This is a genomic window from Microbacterium sp. KR10-403 (genome assembly GCF_040196215.1).
GTDB lineage: Bacteria > Actinomycetota > Actinomycetes > Actinomycetales > Microbacteriaceae > Microbacterium.
The window spans coordinates 241,478-259,828 of the sequence record NZ_JBEGDC010000004.1 but is presented as its reverse complement, the minus strand read 5'-3'; the positions used below and the strand labels follow the sequence as shown (position 1 = coordinate 259,828).

19 protein-coding genes are annotated in these 18,351 nt (G+C 69.2%); 12 read left to right on the top strand and 7 right to left on the bottom strand.

Annotated elements, in window-relative coordinates; translation table 11 throughout:
* Together ABMQ42_RS10480 and ABMQ42_RS10475 are read right to left on the bottom strand one after the other, a co-directional pair.
* The gene (locus ABMQ42_RS10480; RefSeq protein ID WP_349722930.1) at positions 1-990 is read right to left on the bottom strand and encodes an ABC transporter permease; all 990 of its coding nucleotides are present in this window, start codon (positions 988-990) and stop codon (positions 1-3) included.
* Positions 991-1,035: 45 nt separating this feature from the next.
* Complete coding sequence (locus tag ABMQ42_RS10475; RefSeq protein WP_349722929.1) at positions 1,036-2,739, bottom strand: ABC transporter substrate-binding protein; 1,704 nt, start codon at positions 2,737-2,739, stop codon at positions 1,036-1,038.
* A gap of 153 nt (positions 2,740-2,892) precedes the next feature.
* Here ABMQ42_RS10475 and ABMQ42_RS10470 point away from each other — a divergent pair, with 153 nt between their 5' ends.
* Entirely contained in the window at positions 2,893-4,071 is a 1,179-nt protein-coding gene (locus ABMQ42_RS10470; RefSeq protein ID WP_349722928.1) for an ROK family transcriptional regulator, read from the top strand.
* A gap of 42 nt (positions 4,072-4,113) precedes the next feature.
* Here the strand turns inward: ABMQ42_RS10470 and ABMQ42_RS10465 are convergent, their stop codons facing one another.
* Positions 4,114-4,968, bottom strand: coding sequence for a LacI family DNA-binding transcriptional regulator (locus ABMQ42_RS10465; protein WP_349722927.1), 855 nt, complete (start codon positions 4,966-4,968; stop codon positions 4,114-4,116).
* A 50-nt stretch (positions 4,969-5,018) separates the two neighbouring features.
* On the opposite strand from ABMQ42_RS10465, the gene ABMQ42_RS10460 reads away from it, so the two are divergent.
* From ABMQ42_RS10460 to menC, 4 genes are all read left to right on the top strand, one after another.
* Positions 5,019-6,239 (top strand): ROK family transcriptional regulator, encoded by a 1,221-nt coding sequence (locus ABMQ42_RS10460; RefSeq protein WP_349722926.1) that lies wholly within the window; start codon positions 5,019-5,021, stop codon positions 6,237-6,239.
* A gap of 32 nt (positions 6,240-6,271) precedes the next feature.
* Positions 6,272-6,985 carry a GNAT family N-acetyltransferase gene (locus ABMQ42_RS10455; protein WP_349722925.1) on the top strand — a complete coding sequence of 238 codons (714 nt, stop codon included), beginning with the start codon at positions 6,272-6,274 and terminating at the stop codon, positions 6,983-6,985.
* 195 nt (positions 6,986-7,180) lie between these two features.
* The gene (locus tag ABMQ42_RS10450; RefSeq protein WP_349722924.1) at positions 7,181-7,561 is read left to right on the top strand and encodes a hypothetical protein; all 381 of its coding nucleotides are present in this window, start codon (positions 7,181-7,183) and stop codon (positions 7,559-7,561) included.
* Positions 7,562-7,754: 193 nt separating this feature from the next.
* Positions 7,755-8,888, top strand: coding sequence for an o-succinylbenzoate synthase (gene menC / locus ABMQ42_RS10445; protein ID WP_349722923.1), 1,134 nt, complete (start codon positions 7,755-7,757; stop codon positions 8,886-8,888).
* 109 nt (positions 8,889-8,997) lie between these two features.
* Here menC and ABMQ42_RS10440 read toward each other — a convergent pair whose 3' ends face one another.
* The 3 genes from ABMQ42_RS10440 to ABMQ42_RS10430 form a co-directional block, all read right to left on the bottom strand.
* The gene (locus tag ABMQ42_RS10440; RefSeq protein WP_349722922.1) at positions 8,998-9,588 is read right to left on the bottom strand and encodes a class I SAM-dependent methyltransferase; all 591 of its coding nucleotides are present in this window, start codon (positions 9,586-9,588) and stop codon (positions 8,998-9,000) included.
* A gap of 68 nt (positions 9,589-9,656) precedes the next feature.
* On the bottom strand, positions 9,657-10,409 hold the full coding sequence (locus tag ABMQ42_RS10435) for a cache domain-containing protein (RefSeq protein ID WP_349722921.1): 753 nt from the start codon (positions 10,407-10,409) through the stop codon (positions 9,657-9,659).
* Positions 10,406-11,170, bottom strand: coding sequence for a FadR/GntR family transcriptional regulator (locus tag ABMQ42_RS10430; protein WP_349722920.1), 765 nt, complete (start codon positions 11,168-11,170; stop codon positions 10,406-10,408). Before ABMQ42_RS10430 ends, ABMQ42_RS10435 begins: the two co-directional genes overlap by 4 nt.
* Positions 11,171-11,288: 118 nt before the next feature.
* Here ABMQ42_RS10430 and ABMQ42_RS10425 point away from each other — a divergent pair, with 118 nt between their 5' ends.
* The 7 genes from ABMQ42_RS10425 (at position 11,289) to ABMQ42_RS10395 (ending at position 17,544) form a co-directional block, all read left to right on the top strand.
* Positions 11,289-12,377: an ABC transporter ATP-binding protein gene (locus ABMQ42_RS10425; protein ID WP_349722919.1), complete on the top strand. Its 1,089-nt coding sequence runs from the start codon at positions 11,289-11,291 to the stop codon at positions 12,375-12,377.
* Between the two features lie 84 nt (positions 12,378-12,461).
* Positions 12,462-13,643, top strand: coding sequence for an ABC transporter substrate-binding protein (locus ABMQ42_RS10420; protein WP_349722918.1), 1,182 nt, complete (start codon positions 12,462-12,464; stop codon positions 13,641-13,643).
* On the top strand, positions 13,640-14,542 hold the full coding sequence (locus ABMQ42_RS10415; RefSeq protein WP_349722917.1) for an ABC transporter permease: 903 nt from the start codon (positions 13,640-13,642) through the stop codon (positions 14,540-14,542). The genes ABMQ42_RS10420 and ABMQ42_RS10415 overlap by 4 nt, the downstream gene beginning before the upstream one ends.
* 9 nt (positions 14,543-14,551) lie before the next feature.
* Positions 14,552-15,352, top strand: a complete 801-nt coding sequence (locus tag ABMQ42_RS10410) for an ABC transporter permease (RefSeq protein WP_349722916.1) — start codon at positions 14,552-14,554, stop codon at positions 15,350-15,352.
* Between the two features lie 217 nt (positions 15,353-15,569).
* The gene (locus ABMQ42_RS10405; RefSeq protein ID WP_349722915.1) at positions 15,570-15,935 is read left to right on the top strand and encodes a nuclear transport factor 2 family protein; all 366 of its coding nucleotides are present in this window, start codon (positions 15,570-15,572) and stop codon (positions 15,933-15,935) included.
* Between the two features lie 53 nt (positions 15,936-15,988).
* Complete coding sequence (locus ABMQ42_RS10400; RefSeq protein WP_349722914.1) at positions 15,989-16,312, top strand: YciI family protein; 324 nt, start codon at positions 15,989-15,991, stop codon at positions 16,310-16,312.
* On the top strand, positions 16,309-17,544 hold the full coding sequence (locus ABMQ42_RS10395; RefSeq protein WP_349722913.1) for an RNA polymerase sigma factor: 1,236 nt from the start codon (positions 16,309-16,311) through the stop codon (positions 17,542-17,544). The genes ABMQ42_RS10400 and ABMQ42_RS10395 overlap by 4 nt, the downstream gene beginning before the upstream one ends.
* A gap of 21 nt (positions 17,545-17,565) precedes the next feature.
* On the opposite strand, the gene ABMQ42_RS10390 is transcribed toward ABMQ42_RS10395, so the two are convergent.
* A complete protein-coding gene (locus ABMQ42_RS10390) occupies positions 17,566-18,348 on the bottom strand; it encodes a GntR family transcriptional regulator (protein WP_349722912.1) in 783 nt (260 codons plus the stop codon).
* Between the last annotated feature and the right edge of the window lie 3 nt (positions 18,349-18,351).

Below are 18,351 nucleotides of genomic sequence, written 5' to 3'. Positions count from 1 at the left end.
TCAGCTCTGCGCCCGCGTCCGCGGGTCGATGAGTCCGTAGAGCAGGTCGACGACGAGGTTCGCGCCGAGTACTGCGAGGGTGATGAACAGGAAGATGCCCTGCATGAGCGCGTAGTCGTTGTTCGTCACGGCCGACAGCAGCTTCGAGCCGATGCCGGGGTACGAGAACACCTGCTCGGTGACGATCGAGCCCGACACGACGAAGCCGAGCGAGATCGCGAAGCCCGCGATCGAGGGCAGCACCGCGTTGCGGGCCGCGTAGTTGCGGAGGATGCGGCCCTCGGCGAGCCCCTTGGCGCGTGCGGTGAGGATGTAGTCCTCGCCGAGCGTGGAGACCATCATGTTGCGCATCCCGAGCAGCCATCCGCCGATCGATGCCACCACGATCGTGAGCGCCGGCAGGAATCCGTACCGGATCGTGGAGGCGATGAAGTCCCACGACCAGCCGGGGTCGAGGGTGACGTCGTATCCGCCCTGTGAGGGGAACAGATGCAGCGTCGTGGCCAGCAGGTAGACGAAGATGAGCGCGAGCCAGAAGTACGGCACCGCGGCCAGCAGCGTGGTGGCCGGCACGAACGAGTCGAGCCAGGTGCCCGGCTTCCACCCGACGAAGGCGCCGAGCAGCACGCCGACGAACGCCGCGATGATCGTGGCGATGCCGACGAGACCGATCGTCCACGGCAGCGAGGTGCCGATCACCTGTGACACCGGCGTCGGGAAGTAGCTGACCGACGTGCCCAGATCACCGTGTGCGATCTGGACGAGGTAGTTCCAGTACTGGACGATCAGCGGGTCGTGCGAGTTGCCGCCGAGGAGGAGCTCGTAGGCCTTTCGGGTCTCCGCGGTCACCGTGCCGCCACGCTGCTGGAGCTTGGCCAGCAGGATGTCGACCGGGTTGCCGGGCAGAAGGCGGGGGATCAGGAAGTTGATGGTCAGCGCGGCCCACAGCGCCACGACGTAGAACCCGATCTTCCGTGTGAAATATCTCATCGTGAACACCCACCCACGACGAACTCCTCCTCGGTCATGCCACTCCTACTTACCGGTCGGGGTCAGCGCCTTGAAGATCTCGGCGTTGTCCGGTGACTGCCACACGGCGGGGAACGCGTACAGGTTGTCGGCCGTCGGCCATCCCGTGAACTTCTTCGCGTTGTACTCGCTGGTCGTGCCGCCCGTCAGGATCGGGATGTAGGGCATGTCGTCGACGACCTGCTTCTGGATGATGTCGAACTGCTCCTGCCGCGCCGCCGTGTCGGTCGGGTTGATCGATGCGAGCGCCTTGACCGCCTTGTCGACCGTGGCGTCGCTGAAGCGCGCGATGTTGACGGGTGCGGCCTCACCGACCTTGGCGGTGTTCGCGGTGGTGAAGTAGTTGTTGTACAGGTAGTACGGGTCGGCGGTCGGGCCCTGGCCGAGCGAGTCGATCGCCAGCTCGTAGTTGCCCTTCGACTTCTTGTCGGTCCACTCGTTCCACGACGACTGCGCGGCGTTCAGCTCGATGCCGGCCTTCTTCAGCTGCTGCGTCATGGTGTCGATGGCCGTGATGTAGTCGGTCCATCCGGTGACGACCTCGACCGTCAGCGACAGCTTCTTGCCGTCCTTCTGGTAGATGCCGTCCGAGCCCTTCGTCCAGCCGGCGTCCTCGAGGAGCGAGTCGGCCTTGGCGGCGTCGGCGGTCTCGGGCGCGACCGGTTCGGCGATGGCCGACGAGATCTGGTCCTTCTGCGTCGTGGTCAGGGCGAACGTCGGCGAGATCTCGCTCGCGGTGTTCTCGAAGGCGAGCGAGTTGAGCTGCTTGCGGTCGATCGCGTAGTAGATCGCGTGGCGCACGGCGGGGTCGGTCTGCGGTCCCTCGCAGCCGAGCGCGGCGCTCGAGCAGGTGAGCAGCGCCATCTGGTTCATGGCGACCGTGATGCCCTTGTAGCCCGGGTAGGTCTTCTCGATGTTGGCGATGTTCGGCACCGGGCCGGTCTGCCAGTCGATGCTTCCTGCGGCCAGCGCGTCGGCGCCGGCGGTGTTGCCCGACAGGGAGAGGTAGCGCACCTTCTTCACCTTGGGCTCGCCGCCCCAGTAGTCGGGGTTCGCCGACAGGGTGAACGCCTGGGGCTTGAAGTTGGAGAGCGTGTAGGGGCCCGTGCCGACGGGGTGCTCGACGACGTCGGTGGTCGGGTCGATGTCCTTCCACAGGTGCTCGGGGACGATGACGCTCTTGGCGAGCACGTACGGTCCGCTCACGAACGCCGTGTGGTCCCAGGTGAACTTCACGTGCGTGTCGTCGACCTTGGTCACGGTGCCGTCGAAGCCGTTGGAGTTCAGCGACGGGTACTTCTTGGGAATGCCGAAGGTGAACACGACGTCGTCCGCGGTGAACGGCTCGCCGTCCGACCACTTCACGTCCGAGCGCAGGGTGACGTCGAGCTCGGTGCCGTCGTCGTTCCACGTGTAGTCGGTGCCCAGCAGCGGCTTGGCGTCATCGCTGTTCGCGTTCGAGAGGAAGAAGAGGCTCTCGAAGATGGTGCCGATGCCGCCGATCTGCGAGGGCGAGAACGGGTTGAAGTTGATCTGGTAGTCGCCCGACTGCCCGGTGTAGGCGATGAGCGTGGAGGCGCTGTCCGAGGTCTTCGAGGTCGTCGTCGAGCCGGAGCACGCCGTCAGGGCGAGGGCTGCTGCCAGCGCGGCCGCACCCGCTGTCGTCGCACGGCGGGCGAGGCGCCGCCGTCGTGCTGTGCTGAGGAACATCCTTGATCCTTTCTCGCCCGCCGCCGAGGCGACGATGCATCACTTGGGGGTGGCGCCGATGCGCCGTGGCGATATTCTTGCCGCATTAAATAAAGTAGGTCAAGTTATTACGGCAAATTGATGGCGGATGGAGACGCAACGATGCGAGGACAGGTGCCCACCCTCTCCGTGGTGCTCGAGGCCATTCGGGATCGCGGCACCGTCAGCCGCGTCGAGCTGGCGCAGGCGACGGGGCTGACGGGGGCGACGATCACGCACGCGGTGCGCAGGCTCATTCAGCTGCGCTTCGTGCGCGAAGCGGGCCAGGTCAGCTCCGGCACGGGCACGCCCCGGCGGCTGCTCGCCCTCGTCCCGGAGGCGTGTCACACCGTCGGCATCCAGTTCGATCGATTCCGCACGGTGACGGTCGTGCTCGATCTCGCGGGGCGCGTGGTGGGCAGACGAATGGATGCCGGAGCCGGGGTGCGCGATCCGGAGTCGATGACGACCGCCCTGGCCGGGATCGTGACCGCGCTCCTGGCCGAGACGGGCGTCGCCCGCGCGACGGTGCTGGGTGCGGGGGTCGTCACGTACGGCCCGCAGGACCAGGAGGCCGGCGTGCTGCTGACGCCGCAGCCGACCGACGCCTGGCAGGGCTACCCTCTCGCCGACGAGCTCGCCCGGGCCCTCGGCATCCCGGTCCTCCTCGAGAACGACGCGACCGCGGCCGGTCTGGGCCACGCGGGTCTCGGCAGCGCCCGGTCGAGCTTCGCCACGGTGTACATGGCGGGGGGCATCGGGGCCGGCGTCATGCTCGACGGCCAGCCCTACCGCGGCTCGAGCTCGAACGGCGTCGAGCTCGGCCACATCTCCGTCGACGCGGCGGGCGAGGCGTGCACGTGCGGCAATGTCGGCTGCCTCGAGAACGTGGCGGGGCCGACGGCGATCGTCTCCCGGGCTCGTGCCGACCCCGCACTGTCGGCGCGCGTCGACCTGGCGGCCGACACGCTGACGGCGTTCCGGCGCATCGGGCGCGCCGCGCTCGGGGGAGATCGCGCCGCGGCCGAGCTCATCTCCGCGTCGGCGAACGCGCTGGCGATCGCCACGGTGACGCTCGTGAACCTCTTCGACGTCGCGCGCGTCGTGCTCGCCGGCGACGCGTTCGCCGACGTCGGCGCCGTCTACCGCGATCGTACGCAGCAGGCGCTCGCGCGCGCGTCGTTCATCCGCGCCGTGCATGCGGTCGACGTCGAGCTGTCGGTGCAGTCGACCGATGCCGCGGCGATCGGCGGCGCCGTCACGGTGCTGCGCGACCTGTTCGAGTCGGCGCGCCGGCCGCGCGTGCGTGGCTGAGTGGGCGCGTGGCTGGGCGGGAGCGTGGCTGAGCGCGGCGCGTCAGGACGCGCGCGGCGGAGTCGTGGTGCCGCGTTCGACGACGACCGCATCGGGCGCGCGCACGGTCGTCACGACCCGCCCGTCGATGACGTCGAGCAGAGCGGATGCCGCGGCGAAGCCGAGCGAGCGCACGTCGCGGTCCATCACCGACAGCGGCGGTTCGCTGAGCTGGCAGACGGCCGAGTCGTCCCACGCGAGCAGCGAGAGGTCGTCGGGCACGGTGAAGCCGAGGTCCTGCGCGGTCTGCACGCCGGCGGCGGCCGACACCGCATTGTCGTAGACGATCGCCGTCGGCGGCTCCGCGTCGGCGAGGAGCGTGCGGGTGCCCTCGCTGCCGGTCTCGGCCGTGTAGCCGCCACCCACGGTGCGCCCGGTGACACCGTGCTCGGCGAGCGCGGCGGCGAAGGCATCGGCGCGTGCACGGGTGTGCAGCAGGTCGGGTGGGCCGCCGACGCGGCCGATGCGCCGGTGCCCCAGCGTCGCGAGATAGGCGATGGCGTCGCTCATCGCGCGTGCGTTGTCGACGTCGATCGTGGGCAGGCTGCTCGACGGCTCGCCCCCGAGGAGTACGGCCGGCAGGCCGAGCTCGGTCACGAGGCGCACGCGGGGGTCGTCGGTCACGAAGTCGACGATGACCACGCCGTCGATGCGACCGTCGGACGACCAGCGCCGGTAGTCGGCGAGCTCTTCGTCGACGTCGTCGGCCATGCGCAGCAGCGCGGAGCCGCCGACCTCTCGCAGGCGGTCTTCCATCCCGGCGATGAAGTCGTTGTAGAACGGGTCGATCCCGAAGCTGTCGGGTGCCCGGCGCGCGGTGAGCGACAGCGTCAACGGTCGCCGGCTCGAATGCTGCACGATTGTAGTATTACGCAGATCTGCGCATCGGCCGTGGGGAGGAGTGCGCCGTGGTGAACCCGAAGCCCGACCTCGGCGGCGTCACCAGCCGCGGGGTGGTGCTCGATCTCATCCGAATGCGCGGACCGATCAGCCGCGTGCAGCTCGCGGATGCGACCGGGTTCACCCAGGCGACGATCTCCAACATCGTCCGCCAGCTGACCGCCGAGGGGCTCGTCCTCGATTCGGGTGCGCGCGAGTACACCGGCGGCAAGCCCCGCGTCATGCTGAGGCTCGATCCCCGCGCGCGCTTCGCCGCCGGCATCCAACTCGGCGCGGACTCGACCACATACGTCGTCATCGACATGATGGGCGATGTCGTGGGGCGCGTCCGCGCGCGCGGGCTGCGCGACGACGCGCCCGAGCAGGCCGTGCCGTTGCTGACCGATCGCGTCGTCGAGCTGCTCGAGACGCTCGACATCCCCCTCGCCGACGTGGTGGGTCTCGGTATCGCAGCGCCCGGTCCACTCGACCTCGAGGGCGGCAGCATCATCGGCGCGCCGACCATGCTGCAGTGGCGGGACTTCCCGCTGCGCGCCGACATCGAGCAGGCGATCGGTCTGCCGACGGTGCTCGACAACGACGCGACCGCCGCGGGCGTCGGCGAGTTCTGGCGCGGCGGCACGACCGATGCCGCCGCGCACTGCACGGTGTACATGGGCGCCGGGATCGGCGCAGGCATCATCATCGGCGGATCCGTGTATCGCGGGGCGAGCGGCAACACGGGCGAGATCGGCCAGATGCGGGCCGTCGGCCCCGACCCGGCCGCACGGGTGAGCGTCGAAGACGTCGCCGCGCCCCGCGCCGTGGCCGCGGCGGTGCGCGCGGCGATCGGCACCGGGCGGGTGACGGCGGCCCGGCTCGGCGAGACCGATGACCCGTTCGCGGACTTCTCGGCGGTCGCGCACGCCGCGACGCGGGGCGACGCGCTCGCGCGCGAGGCGATCGGCGCATCGGCCGAGGCGCTCGCCGACGCGGTGCTGGCCGTGGCAGACATCCTCGACCTCGACTCCATCGCGCTCGCAGGCCCCGCCTTCGCGCTCGCCGGCCCGCTGTACCAGCAGGCCATCCAGCACAGGCTCGCGCACGACTTCGGCGCGGGCGCGCGGCACCCCGTGCGCGTGGCTCTGTCGCATCATGTGGTGGATGCTGCGGCCGTCGGCATCGCGACGCTCGTGCTGCAGCAGCAGCTCGCCCCGCGCACGCTCGGGGTCACGGCATTCTCGGCGTGACGCCGACGCGGGAGGAGTGTCACACTGGGGTGATGGTCGAGCTTTCGGCGCCCGTCGACGTGCGGATCGCACCGCTCGAGACGGTCGAGCAGGTGTTCGCGGCATCCGCCGTGCTCAGCGAGGTGTGGGGCGGAGACCGATCGGGCATGCCGCCGAACCTGCTGCGCGCGCTCGCACACTCGGGCAACTACGCGGTCGGTCTGTATGACGGCGACCTCATGATCGGGGCATCCGTCGCCTTCTTCGCGGCGCCCTCCGCCCGGTCGATGCACTCGCACATCACGGGCATCCTGCCTCCGTACCGCGGGCACGAGCTGGGGCGTGCGCTCAAACAGCATCAGCGCGAGTGGGCGCTGGCGCGCGATGTCGGCCAGATCACGTGGACGTTCGACCCGCTCGTCGCGCGCAATGCGCACTTCAACCTGCGCGTGCTCGGCACGCGGGTCACCGAGTACCTTGTCAACCAGTACGGGCCCATGGACGACGGCGTCAACCGCGGCGACGAGTCCGACCGGATCATGGTGACCTGGGTGCTCGCGGCCCCGCCGGTGCCGACCCCCGATGACGCCGACGTCGTCGCGACCGTGCGCGTGCCGCCGGACGTCGAGGCGCTGCGGAAGGAGTCGCCGCGGGAGGCCGCGGCCTGGCGTCTGCGCGTGCGCGAGGAGTTCGACGAGTGCCGCCTCGAGGGCCTGGTGTGCCGCGGCTTCGACGACGAGCGCGGCTATCTGTTCGTGCGCCCCTGACGGGTCCCGCCTTCCGCGCCCGCCGCGGCGGTCCGCCGAGGTCGCACGCCGAGGTCGCACGCTTTTCCGCGAGGTCGCACGCGCCGAGGTCGCACGCATCTCCGCGAGGTCGCACAGGTTTTCGCGAGGTCGCACGGGTTTTCGCGAGGTCGCACGCTTCTTCGCGAGGTCGCGTCGCATCGATAGGGTGGGCGGATGCTCCCTGCAGACTGGACACCCCACCGCCGTGACGACGGCGAACTGCTCGGCTGGATCCGCCCGGCCGGCGACGACTGGGTCGCCGTGGATCTGCTCGGGCGGGCAGCATCCACCCCTGTCGACTGGCTCGAAGCCGAAGAAGCCCTCGAAGAGCGCGGCATCGCCTGGCTCGCCGACATCTGGGTACTGGAGAGAGTGGATGCAGCGCCCCTGCGCGTGCGCATGGTCGAGGTGACGCCCGACCACGTCGTGGTGCAGACCGACGACTTCGGTGCGATCGACGCGCCCGTCGAACGGTTCGAGCTGGAGTGGCCGGCGCCGGCCGCGCTGCGTCCGCGGCGGGCCGACGACCCGGATGGGCGCGTCTTCGCCCCCTGACGCGGGACGACGATCCGGATGGGCGCGTCTTCGCCCCCTGACGCGGGACGATCTCGCGAGATCTCGTGCGACCTCGCGAGATAACGTGCGACCTCGCGATAGCGACCTCGCGAAGAAGCGCGCGACCTCGCGAGAAAACGCGCGACCTCGGCGCGAGGCCGGCCGGCCGCGCGCGCCGGCGTAGCCTGTGGCCATGCCCATCACCAGGCCCGCGGCATCCATCACCCTCGACGGCTTCGAGCTGCGGGTGCTGCACATCCCGCTCGTGGCGCCGTTCACCACATCGTTCGGCACCGAGACGATGCGCGAGGTCATCATCGTGCGCGTGCTCACGCCCGACGGCGACGGCTGGGGCGAGATCGTCACGCAAGACGCTCCGCTGTATTCGAGCGAGTACACGCAGGGTGCGTGGGATGTCGCGCGACGCTTCCTGATCCCCGCGCTGCTCGATGCGCACACGCTCGCGCCAGAGCAGGTCGCGCCGATGCTCGAGCCGTTCGTCGGGCACCGCATGGCCAAGGCCGGTCTCGAACTCGCTGTGCTCGACGCCGCGCTGCGCACGCAAGATCGCCCGCTCGGCGAATACCTCGGCGCGACCGTCGACCGGGTGCCGAGCGGGGTGTCGGTGGGTATCCAGCGCGACCCCGCCGCGCTCGTCGACACGGTGGCCGCCTACCTCGACGAGGGCTACGTGCGCATCAAGATCAAGATCAAGCCCGGCCGCGACGTCGCCGAGACCGCCGCCGTGCGCGACGCGTTCGGCACGATCCCGCTGCAGGTCGACGCGAACTCGGCCTACACGCTCGCCGACGCCGACACCCTCGCCGAGCTCGACCGCTTCGACCTGCTGCTCATCGAGCAGCCGCTGCAGGAGGACGACCTCGTCGACCACGCGACGCTCGCCACGCGCCTGCGCACCCCGATCTGCCTCGACGAGTCGATCGTGTCGGCGAAGGCGGCGCGCGATGCGATCGCGCTGGGCGCGGCATCCATCATCAACATCAAGGCGGGCCGCGTCGGCGGATATCTCGAGGCCCTGCGCATCCATGATCTGTGTCGGGATGCCGGCCTGCCGGTGTGGTGCGGCGGCATGCTCGAGACCGGGCTCGGCCGTGCGGCGAACGCCGCGCTCGCCGCCCTGCCAGGATTCACCCTGCCCGGCGACGTGTCGGCGTCGAGCCGCTTCTACGAGCGCGACATCGTCACCGAGCCCGCGGTGCTCGACGGCGGCCACATCGCGGTGCCGACCGGCCCGGGCCTGGGCGTCGAGATCGACCCCGTCGCCCTCGACGACTTCACCGTCGAGCGAGTCGAGGTGCGGCGGTAGTTCGGTGTCACGGACGGCAGGCGTTCAAAACTCAGCACATCGGCGGCCTCAAGGCGCCTCAGACGCCCTATCTCGCCGATCTGTCGTCAGATTTGCGGAGTTCTGAACGTCACCCCGGCGCCACACCCTCATAGAGCAGGATCGACTCGGGCGGCAGCGGACGGTCGTGCACCCGCCGGTGCCGCACGTCGACGTCGGCGAACCTGGCGGCGCGCAGCGCGGGCAGCGGGTCGCGGTCCTGGTGGCATCCGCCGCACCACCGCCGCGTGAACGGGGTCGCCGCGCGCTGCAGTGTGCGCAGCGTCGCGCTGTGCGGCGCGAGGATGTGCTCGACCAGCAGCACCCGCCCGCCGGGAACGAGCACGCGCCGCGCCTCGGCGAGCGCGGCCGCGACGTCTTCGACAGTGCAGAACACGTAGGTGGCGACGACGGTGTCGATGGATGCCGCGGCCAGCGGTACCCGCTCGGCGACGGCGTCGAGTGGCTCGGCGGTGTGGCTCCACTCGTGCGCGCGGCGGGCGAGCTCTTCGCGCCGCTCGGCGTCGGGCTCGAGTCCGTTCCAAGTGATGTCAGGGTCGAACGCGCCGAAGTTCTCGCCGCGTCCCGCACCCAGCTCGAGCACGCGCCCGCGGGCTCTGCCCATCAGCTCGCGCTCGAGGTCGTCGAGCGCGTCGTCGTCGATCATCGGGGGCTTCGGCATGCCCCCAGTCTGCAACGACCCGGCCGCGGTGTCTTATGACGGGTGGGCCAGACCGGGTGTGACATCCGTCACCGGCGCTGCACGAGGAAGAGCCCGGTGTCCCCGCAGGCGACGACCGCGCCCCTGTCGGAGAGCGAGGTGCACCCCGACCGAGCCGCCGCCGCGAGGGCGTCGCTGAGCCCGTCCACCCGCAGGATCGCGCCGGTGGGCGTGCGCGGGTCGGTCGACAGCACCGTGCGCGCCGACGCGTTGACGAGCGTGAGCGACGCGTCGGACTGCAGCAGCGCGGGCAGCAGCAGTCGCTCGAGCCGTGCGACGTCCAGGTCGATCCCCGTCACGCCGGCGGTGTCGCCGTCGCGAACCGGCGCGGTCACGGTGATCGTGTAGTCGTCCGTGCAGAGGAAGTCGATGTACGGCCCGGTGAGGTGGCGCCGGCCGGTCTGCACCGGGACCCGCCACCACTCCAGAGCGGTGTAGTCGCGGAACGACTCGGAGTCGGGGTTCGCCGACGTCGCCAGGCGTCGGGCCGATGTGCCCGGGGCCGGCGGCGACAGCCACCAGGCGAGATGCCATTGTGCGTCGGCGAGGCGTCCCGGGGTCGCGACGAAGCCGGCGCCCACGATCGCGGTGCCGTCCGCCGTGACCCGCGGCACAGCCAGCCGTTGCATGTGCGCGTCGATCTGCGCGGAGTCGACCTCGGAGGCGCCCTCGAAGAAGAGCTCGAGGTCGCGGCGCCACAGCTCCACGAGGTCGATGAGCGGCGTGAACGTCTCGACCAGGTGCGCGGCCGCCGATGCGGTGTCGGTGATGGTGCGAATCATGATGCCTGCCCCTTCGCACGCTCGATTGCTGTCTTCTCGGCGACCAGCCACTCCGCCGCCTCGTCGATGAGGGATGTCGTCGCTGACCGTGCCGCCGCCGGGTCGAGGTCGCGCAACGCGTCGATCACGCGCAAACGCGCCCGATGGCTGCGTACACGGTACTCCTCTTCGCGCAGGCACAGCCACAGCACGGGGCCGACCTCGGCCTGCAGCTGCAGCTCGACATGCACGAGCCGCAGCGACTGGCTCGTCGCCGCAACCTGCAGCTGGAAGCGACCCACGGCCCGCCGTGCGGCGCCCGAGTCGGAGAGATCGGCGCGCGCGTCGATGTCGGTGAGCGTCTGGAGGTCGTCCTCGCCGGCACGGTCGGCGGCGACCTCGGCGGCCATGCCCGCGATGGCCGCGTAGTGCACCGCGAGGTCGCGCAGTTCGAGGCGGCTGAGGGCGTCGACGCGGGAACGCGTGATGGCCTCGGCCGCGTCGGGGTCGAAACGGACGTAGCTGCCTCCCGCACGCCCCCGCCGGGTGACCAGCAGTCCTTGTGCGCGCAGTGTCTCGAGGGCTTCGCGCGCCGTCACGACGGCCACCCCGAGCCGGGCTGCCAGGTCGGACTCGCTCGGCAGACGCTCGCCGTCTTCGAGCGTGCCCGACACGATGGCGTCGGTCAGCCGTTGCGTCACGCGCTCGGCGCGGCCGGTGCCGTCCAGCGCCGAATAGACGACGGCGTGCGCGGCGTCCATCATGACCGTCGCCTGGGGCATGGGCTTCCTCTCGCGGATCGTGACATGACCGTAACACGCAGGGTTTGCGTCAAACATCTATCACCATATGATTAGTCAGCATCTGGTTTCAGATGATTTGTGCATCGAGGGAGATGACATGACCGCAGCAGAGCCCGCCATCCGGTTGACCGGTCTCACCAAGCGCTTCGGAACGGTCACGGCCGTGGACGACGTCGACCTGGAGATCGCTCCCGGCGAGTTCTTCTCGATGCTCGGTCCCTCCGGCTCGGGCAAGACCACGGTGCTGCGCCTCATCGCCGGATTCGAAGCGCCCACCGCGGGCAGCGTGCAGCTGTTCGGCGAAGACGTCACGTCGCGCCCGCCGTTCGACCGGGATGTGAACACGGTCTTCCAGGACTACGCGCTGTTCCCGCACATGACCGTGGTCCAGAACGTCGCCTACGGCCTGCGCGTGCGCAAGGTCGGCCGCAAAGAGCGCACCGAACGCGCGTTGCACGCGCTCGAGTCGGTGCGCCTCGACCACCTGGCCGACCGCAAGCCCGCCCAGCTCTCGGGCGGTCAGCGCCAGCGCGTCGCACTGGCGCGGGCCACCGTTGTGCAGCCCAAGGCTCTTCTGCTCGACGAGCCGCTCGGCGCTCTCGACATGAAGTTGCGTGAGCAGATGCAGGTCGAGCTCAAGCAGATTCAGCGCGACCTGGGCATCACCTTCATCTTCGTCACGCACGACCAGGAAGAGGCGCTCACCCTCTCCGACCGCATCGCGGTGTTCAACGCCGGCCGCATCGAGCAGTTGGGCACCCCGTTCGAGCTGTACGAGAACCCCGTCTCGCGCTTCGTCGCGGACTTCGTCGGCTCGTCCAATCTGTTCGACGAGCAGCTGTCGGCACGCGTGCTCGGGCGCGACGGGTTCCACTCGTTGCGCCCTGAGAAGCTGTCGGTCTCATCGCAGCCGCCCACCGCGGAGGGTATTCGCAGCGCCGCGGGGGTGGTGGCCGAGTCCATCTACCTCGGCAGCGGGACCCGTATCGTCGTCGACCTCGACGCGGGCGGCCGGGTCAGCGTCCTCGAACAGAACACCCGTGACCGCATGCGCGGCGCGCACGGCGATCGCGTGCACGTCTCGTGGCACGACGACGACGTCGTCGCCGTCGACGGCGCGCCCATCGGCGCGCAGAACGCGACGCCGACCTCCACCGTCCGCATGATGCCCGGCACCGCCGGCTGACCCGCGACGCCGGCCGACCAGCGAAGCCGGCGGAGACCCCGACCCCGGCCGACGCACACGGCCGACACCAAGAAGGAGACGACGATGTTCCCACCCACCAAGCGCCTCGGCCGCGTTCTCGCGGTCGCGGCGGTCGCGGCATCCATCACTGCACTCAGCGCCTGCGGCACAAGCTCGGGCACGACCGATGGCGGCGGGGATGCCGCGCAGAAGCTCGGCGAGAACGAGGGCGCCATCTCGATCCTGGCCTGGCCGGGATACGTCGAAGACGGGTCGAACGACCCGAACGTCGACTGGATCCACCCGTTCGAGAAGGCCACCGGCTGCACCGTGACCGCCAAGACGTTCGGCACCTCCGACGAGGCGTTCAACCTGATGAAGACCGGCGACTATGACGTCGTCTCGGCCTCGGGCGACGCCTCGCTGCGCCTGATCGCCTCGGGCCAGGTCTCGCCGGTGAACACCGACCTCATCCCGAACTACGCCGACGTGTACGACTTCCTGAAGATGCAGAAGTGGAACTCGGTCGACGGCAAGTCGTACGGCGTGCCCCACGGCTACGGCGCGAACGTGCTCATGTACAACACCGATGTGTTCACCACGGCCCCCACCTCGTGGGACGTCGTCTTCGACAAGGCGAGTGAGCACAAGGGCAAGGTGACGGCGTACGACTCGCCGATCTACATCGCCGATGCGGCGCTGTACCTGATGAAGCACAACCCTGAGCTGAAGATCACGAACCCGTACGCCCTCGACGAGGACCAGCTCGCGGCGGCGGTCGACTTGCTCAAGGAGCAGCGGCCCAACATCAGCGAGTACTGGTCCGACTCCCTGAAGGAGGGCCAGTCGTTCCAGAACGGCGACTCGGTCGTGGGCACCACCTGGCAGGTCGTGCAGAACACGATCGGCGCCGAGGGCGCGAAGACCGCCGTCACGCTGCCCGAAGAGGGGGCGACCGGCTGGTCGGACACCTGGATGATCTCGTCGACGTCGAAGCACCCGAACTGCGCGTACGCCTGGCTGAACTACATCATCAGCCCCGAGGCGAACGGTGCGGCCACCGGCTACTTCGGTGAGGCGCCCGCGACGCCGAAGGCCTGTGACTTCCGCACCGACTGCGACGACTACCACGCCGGCGACGCCGACTACGCCAAGCAGATCTGGTATTGGACGACCCCGATCGCCGAGTGCGTCGACGGCCGCACCGACGTGAAGTGCACCGACTACTCGCAGTGGACGCAGGCCTGGCAGGAGATCAAGGGATGACATCCCTCACGGCGGTTGCCCGCCCGCGTCGCACGGCGGCGCGGGCGGGGTCCGCCTTCCTCATGCGTCACGCGTGGCTGCGGCTGACGCTGCTGCTGACCGCGCCGATGTTCTGGCTGGGCGTCGTCTACATCGTGGCTCTGGCGCTGCTGCTGGTCACCGCGTTCTGGTCGGTCGACAGCTTCACCGGTGAGATCAGCACCACGTTCACGTTCGCGAACGTCGCCCAGGTGCTCACCGACTCGCTCTACCGCGCGGTCACGCTGCGCACCCTCGGCGTCGCCGTCGCGGTGACCGTGATCGACGTGCTGCTCGCACTCCCGATCGCGTTCTTCATGGCGAAGGTCGCGACGCCTCGTGCACGCGGCATCCTGATGATCATGGTGCTGATGCCGCTGTGGGCGTCGTACCTCGTCAAGGCGTACGCCTGGCGGTCGGTGCTCTCGCATGACGGCATCCTGCAGTGGATCCTCACCCCGTTCGGCGGCCATACCCCCGGGTACGGCCTGACCGCCACGATCATCACGCTCTCGTACCTCTGGCTGCCGTACGTGATCCTGCCGATCCACGCGGGGCTCGAGCGCGTGCCCGACTCGCTGCTCGAGGCCTCTGCCGACCTCGGCGGGGGCACCTGGCGCACGATCAGGCACATCGTGCTGCCGATGGCCGTGCCGGCGATCATCGCGGGCACGATCTTCAGCTTCTCACTGTCGCTCGGTGACTACATCACGGTGAACATCGTCGGCGGCGCGAGCCAGATGCTCGGCAATCTCGTCTACACGAACGTCGGTGCCGCCAACAACCTTCCGCTGGCGTCGGCGATCGCGCTGATCCCGATCGTCATCATCTTCGCCTACCTGTTCCTGGTGCGTCGCACCGGGGCGCTGGACAACCTCTAAGGAGGGCCGATGCGTCTGTCGCGCGCCGCCCGCATCACGCTGGGCGTGATCACGGGACTCATCCTCGTGGTCGTCTACCTGCCGCTCGTCGTCGTGCTGCTGAACTCGTTCTCGACTTCGAAATCGCTGTCGTGGCCGCCACCCGGGTTCACTTTCGAGTGGTGGGTGAAGGCGTTCCAGAGTGAGGGAGCATTGGATGCCGTGGGCACAAGCGTGCTCGTCGGCCTCGTCGCCACCGCGATCTCGCTGGTGCTGGGCACGCTCATCTCGATCGCCCTGCAGCGGTTCCGGTTCTTCGGGCGCGACGTGATCAACTTGCTCGTGATCCTGCCGATCGCGCTGCCGGGCATCATCACCGGTATCGCGCTGAACAACTTCTTCCGCACGATCGTGGGGATTCCGCTGTCGATCTGGACGGTCGTCATCGCCCACGCGACGTTCTGCATCGTCACCGTGTTCAACAACGTGATCGCGCGCCTGCGGCGCATGGGTACGAGCCTCGAAGAGGCGTCTTCCGACCTGGGCGGCGGCATCTGGACGACATTCCGCCTGGTCACGTTCCCGCAGCTGCGCTCGGCGCTCCTGGCCGGTGGACTGCTCGCCTTCGCCCTGTCGTTCGACGAGATCATCGTGACCACGTTCACCGCGGGGTCGGGCGTCGAGACGCTGCCGATCTTCATCATGACCAACATGTTCCGGCCCAACCAGGCGCCGACCGTGGCGGTCATCGCCGTGGTGCTCGTGGTGGTCTCGATCGTGCCGATCTGGATCGCCCAGCGGCTGGGGGCCGACACCGACCAGCGGCGGTGATGGGCGGCGGCACGAAGGCAGGTTCTCCTGAAGTGCCCCCGCCGTGACGAAATCTCGGCCGGTGTCGTATCCGGCCCGCGCTGTTCGTTGAAGAGGTGAAAGGCGCCCCAGGGGTGGGCGTCGACGCCACGCAGAACGGACAGAGATGAAGCTCACGACGATCACCCAACTCACTCTCGACGGTGTGACCACACGACATACCGGAGGGGACAGCGCCATGACCACCCCAGAACCCCGCACCACCGACGAGGTCATCGACCGCTACAACACCGCTTTTCGTCTGCACGATCCGTCGCTCCTGGAAGACCTGATCGCAGACGACTGCGTCATCGAGGACACGAGTCCGGCCCCCGGCGGTGTTCGCCGCGAGGGCGGACGAGCCTGTCTCGCCCGCTGGTCCGAGCTCGCGGGCAACGCGGATCTCCGCTTCACGCCCGAGACCGGGGAGATCTTCGGCGATCTCGCCGTGGCGCCGTGGATGCTGCGCTGGGGGCCGGGTGAGGATGACTGGGTCCGCGGCATCAATCTCATCCGTGTCCGTGACGGCAAGATCGTCCAGGCACGCGGTTACATCAAGGCGTGAGTTCTGATGCACTGGGGGCGGATGGTGAGTTCGCGTAAGGAGGGGAGTTCGACATGCAGTACTTCGTATCCGTGATCGACGACGAGAGCGTCTCTGACAACACAGATAGGCGCCCCGCGATCAGCGCGTTCAACGAACGGCTGATCGCCCAGGGGTACTGGGTCTTCGCGGGCGGCCTCGCGGACACCGCCGCGGCCACCGTCGTCGACAACCGCGGCGAGCACCCGGTGATCACGGACGGGCCGTTCATCGAGTCGAAGGAGTATCTCGCCGGGGTGTGGGTGTGGGATGTGCCGGATCTGGATGCCGCGATGGCCCTCGCCACGGAAGCCTCGAAGATCTGCGATCGAAAGATCGAGGTGCGACCGTTCGCGTGAACGAGGCCCGTGAGGCGGTCGCCCGAGCCCACCAGGACGAATGGGCTCGAGTGGTCGCCGCCCTCACCCGGCGCTTCGGCAGTCTCGACATCGCCGAAGAGGCCACCGCCGAGGCGTTCCTGGTCGCGGTGGAGCGATGGTCGACCGACGGCGTGCCGCCGCGCCCGGGAGCCTGGCTCACCACCACCGCCAACCGCAAGGCCATCGACCGGTTGCGGCGCGAGAACAAACGCGAAGACAAGCACAGGGAGGCGCAGATGGTGCAATCGGGCGCCCCTCCCGAACCGGTCGGCGCTGTGCAAGACGACCGGCTCCGATTGATCTTCATCTGCTGTCATCCGGCGCTGGCGATGGAGAGTCGCGTGGCCCTGACGCTCCGTATGGTCGGTGGTCTGACGGTGGCGGAGATCGCACGCGCGTTCCTGGCGCACGAGAGCACGATCGGGCAGCGGATCACCCGTGCGAAAGCGAAGATCACGGCGGCCCACATCCCGTTCCGGGTGCCGTCAGAACTCGATCTCGCCGACCGCGTCTCCGGCGTCCTCGCCGTGCTCTACCTGATCTTCAACGAGGGGTATCTGGCCACCGGCCCGGGTGCCGCCCCGGTGCGCGCCGACCTGACGGCCGAGGCCATCCGGCTCACCCGCCTGCTGCGCGCCCTCCTGCCGACGAACGGCGAGGTCACGGGCCTGCTGGCGTTGATGCTCCTCACCGAGGCCCGCCGCACGGCTCGGATATCGGCTGCCGGCGAGTTGGTGTCTCTCGAGGAACAGGACCGTGGGGTGTGGGATGCGGCGCTCATCGCCGAGGGCCACGCGCTCGTTCGGGAGCGCCTGGCCGCCGCTGTGGCGGGAGAGGCGCCGGGGCGCTTCGCGATCCTCGCGGCGATCGGCGCCGTGCACACGTCCGCCCGAGACTTCCGCAACACCGATTGGTCACAGCTTCTCGCTCTCTACGACCGGCTCGTGGCCATCGACCCGTCACCCGTTGTCGCCCTCAACAGGGCCGTCGTCGTGGGCGAGATCGACGGGCCAGACGTGGCCCTTGCGATCATCGACCGACTCGAGCCGGAACTGAGCGGGTATCACGCGTTCCACGCAGCCCGCGCCGAGATGCTGCGCAGGCTGGGTCGTCGCTCTGATGCCCGCGCCGCCTATGACCGGGCGATCGAGCTGGCGGGCAACACCGCCGAGACCGCTGACCTGAGACGCCGTCGCGATCGGCTCGGGTAGCGCGCGTCGACGGACACCGTCTCAGTCCGCGTGTGCGCCGATGGTGAAGTCGACGTTGAGCGAGTACCGCTGAGGGACGTAGGCGCTCGAGGTGTACTCAAGGGGAAGGCCGCTGATGTCGTGGATCGTTCTGGTCTCGACCAGGAGAGCCGTGTCCGGGGTGACGCGAAGCCCGAGTGCGTCCTCGTCGGCCCTGCGGGCGCCGAGCGTGGAGTGGCCACCGGTCGGCACGCAGCCAAGAGCCCGCATCGCCGCGTGGAGGGAATCGGTCTCCAGATTCAGTTCCAAGAGTGCGGCGAGCGCGGGAACGAAGACGGCGCGCTCGATTGCGACGGGAACATCATCGAAGCAGCGGATGCGGGTGATCGAGATGACGCTTTCGGGGTTGCCCAGGGCGTGAGACTCCGTCGCCGTCGACGCCCGCCGTTCCGCCGAGACGACCACGGAGGTCGGCGTCTTCCCGGCGGCCAGGGCTTGGTCGTGGAAGCTGACGAGCTGGGCGATACGCCGGGATGTGAGTGACTTCCGGACGAAGCTGCCGCGTCCGGGGATGCGCTCGAGGAGTCCGTCACGTTCGAGCGCGCTGAGTGCTGCCCGCGCGGTCATTCGTGCCACACCGAACTCGTCAGCGAGTTGGTGCTCGGAGGAGACGCGGTCTCCGTCGCTGAGTGAGTCGATTCGCTGCCGCAGTCGGTGTTCGATCTGTTCATACAGGGGCTGTTTCGCCATCCGCCATCGCCTCTCGTTCGCTCCCCTGGATGCCGACGCTACAGGGTGGCGGTATGCTCGAAGCTGTATAGACAACCT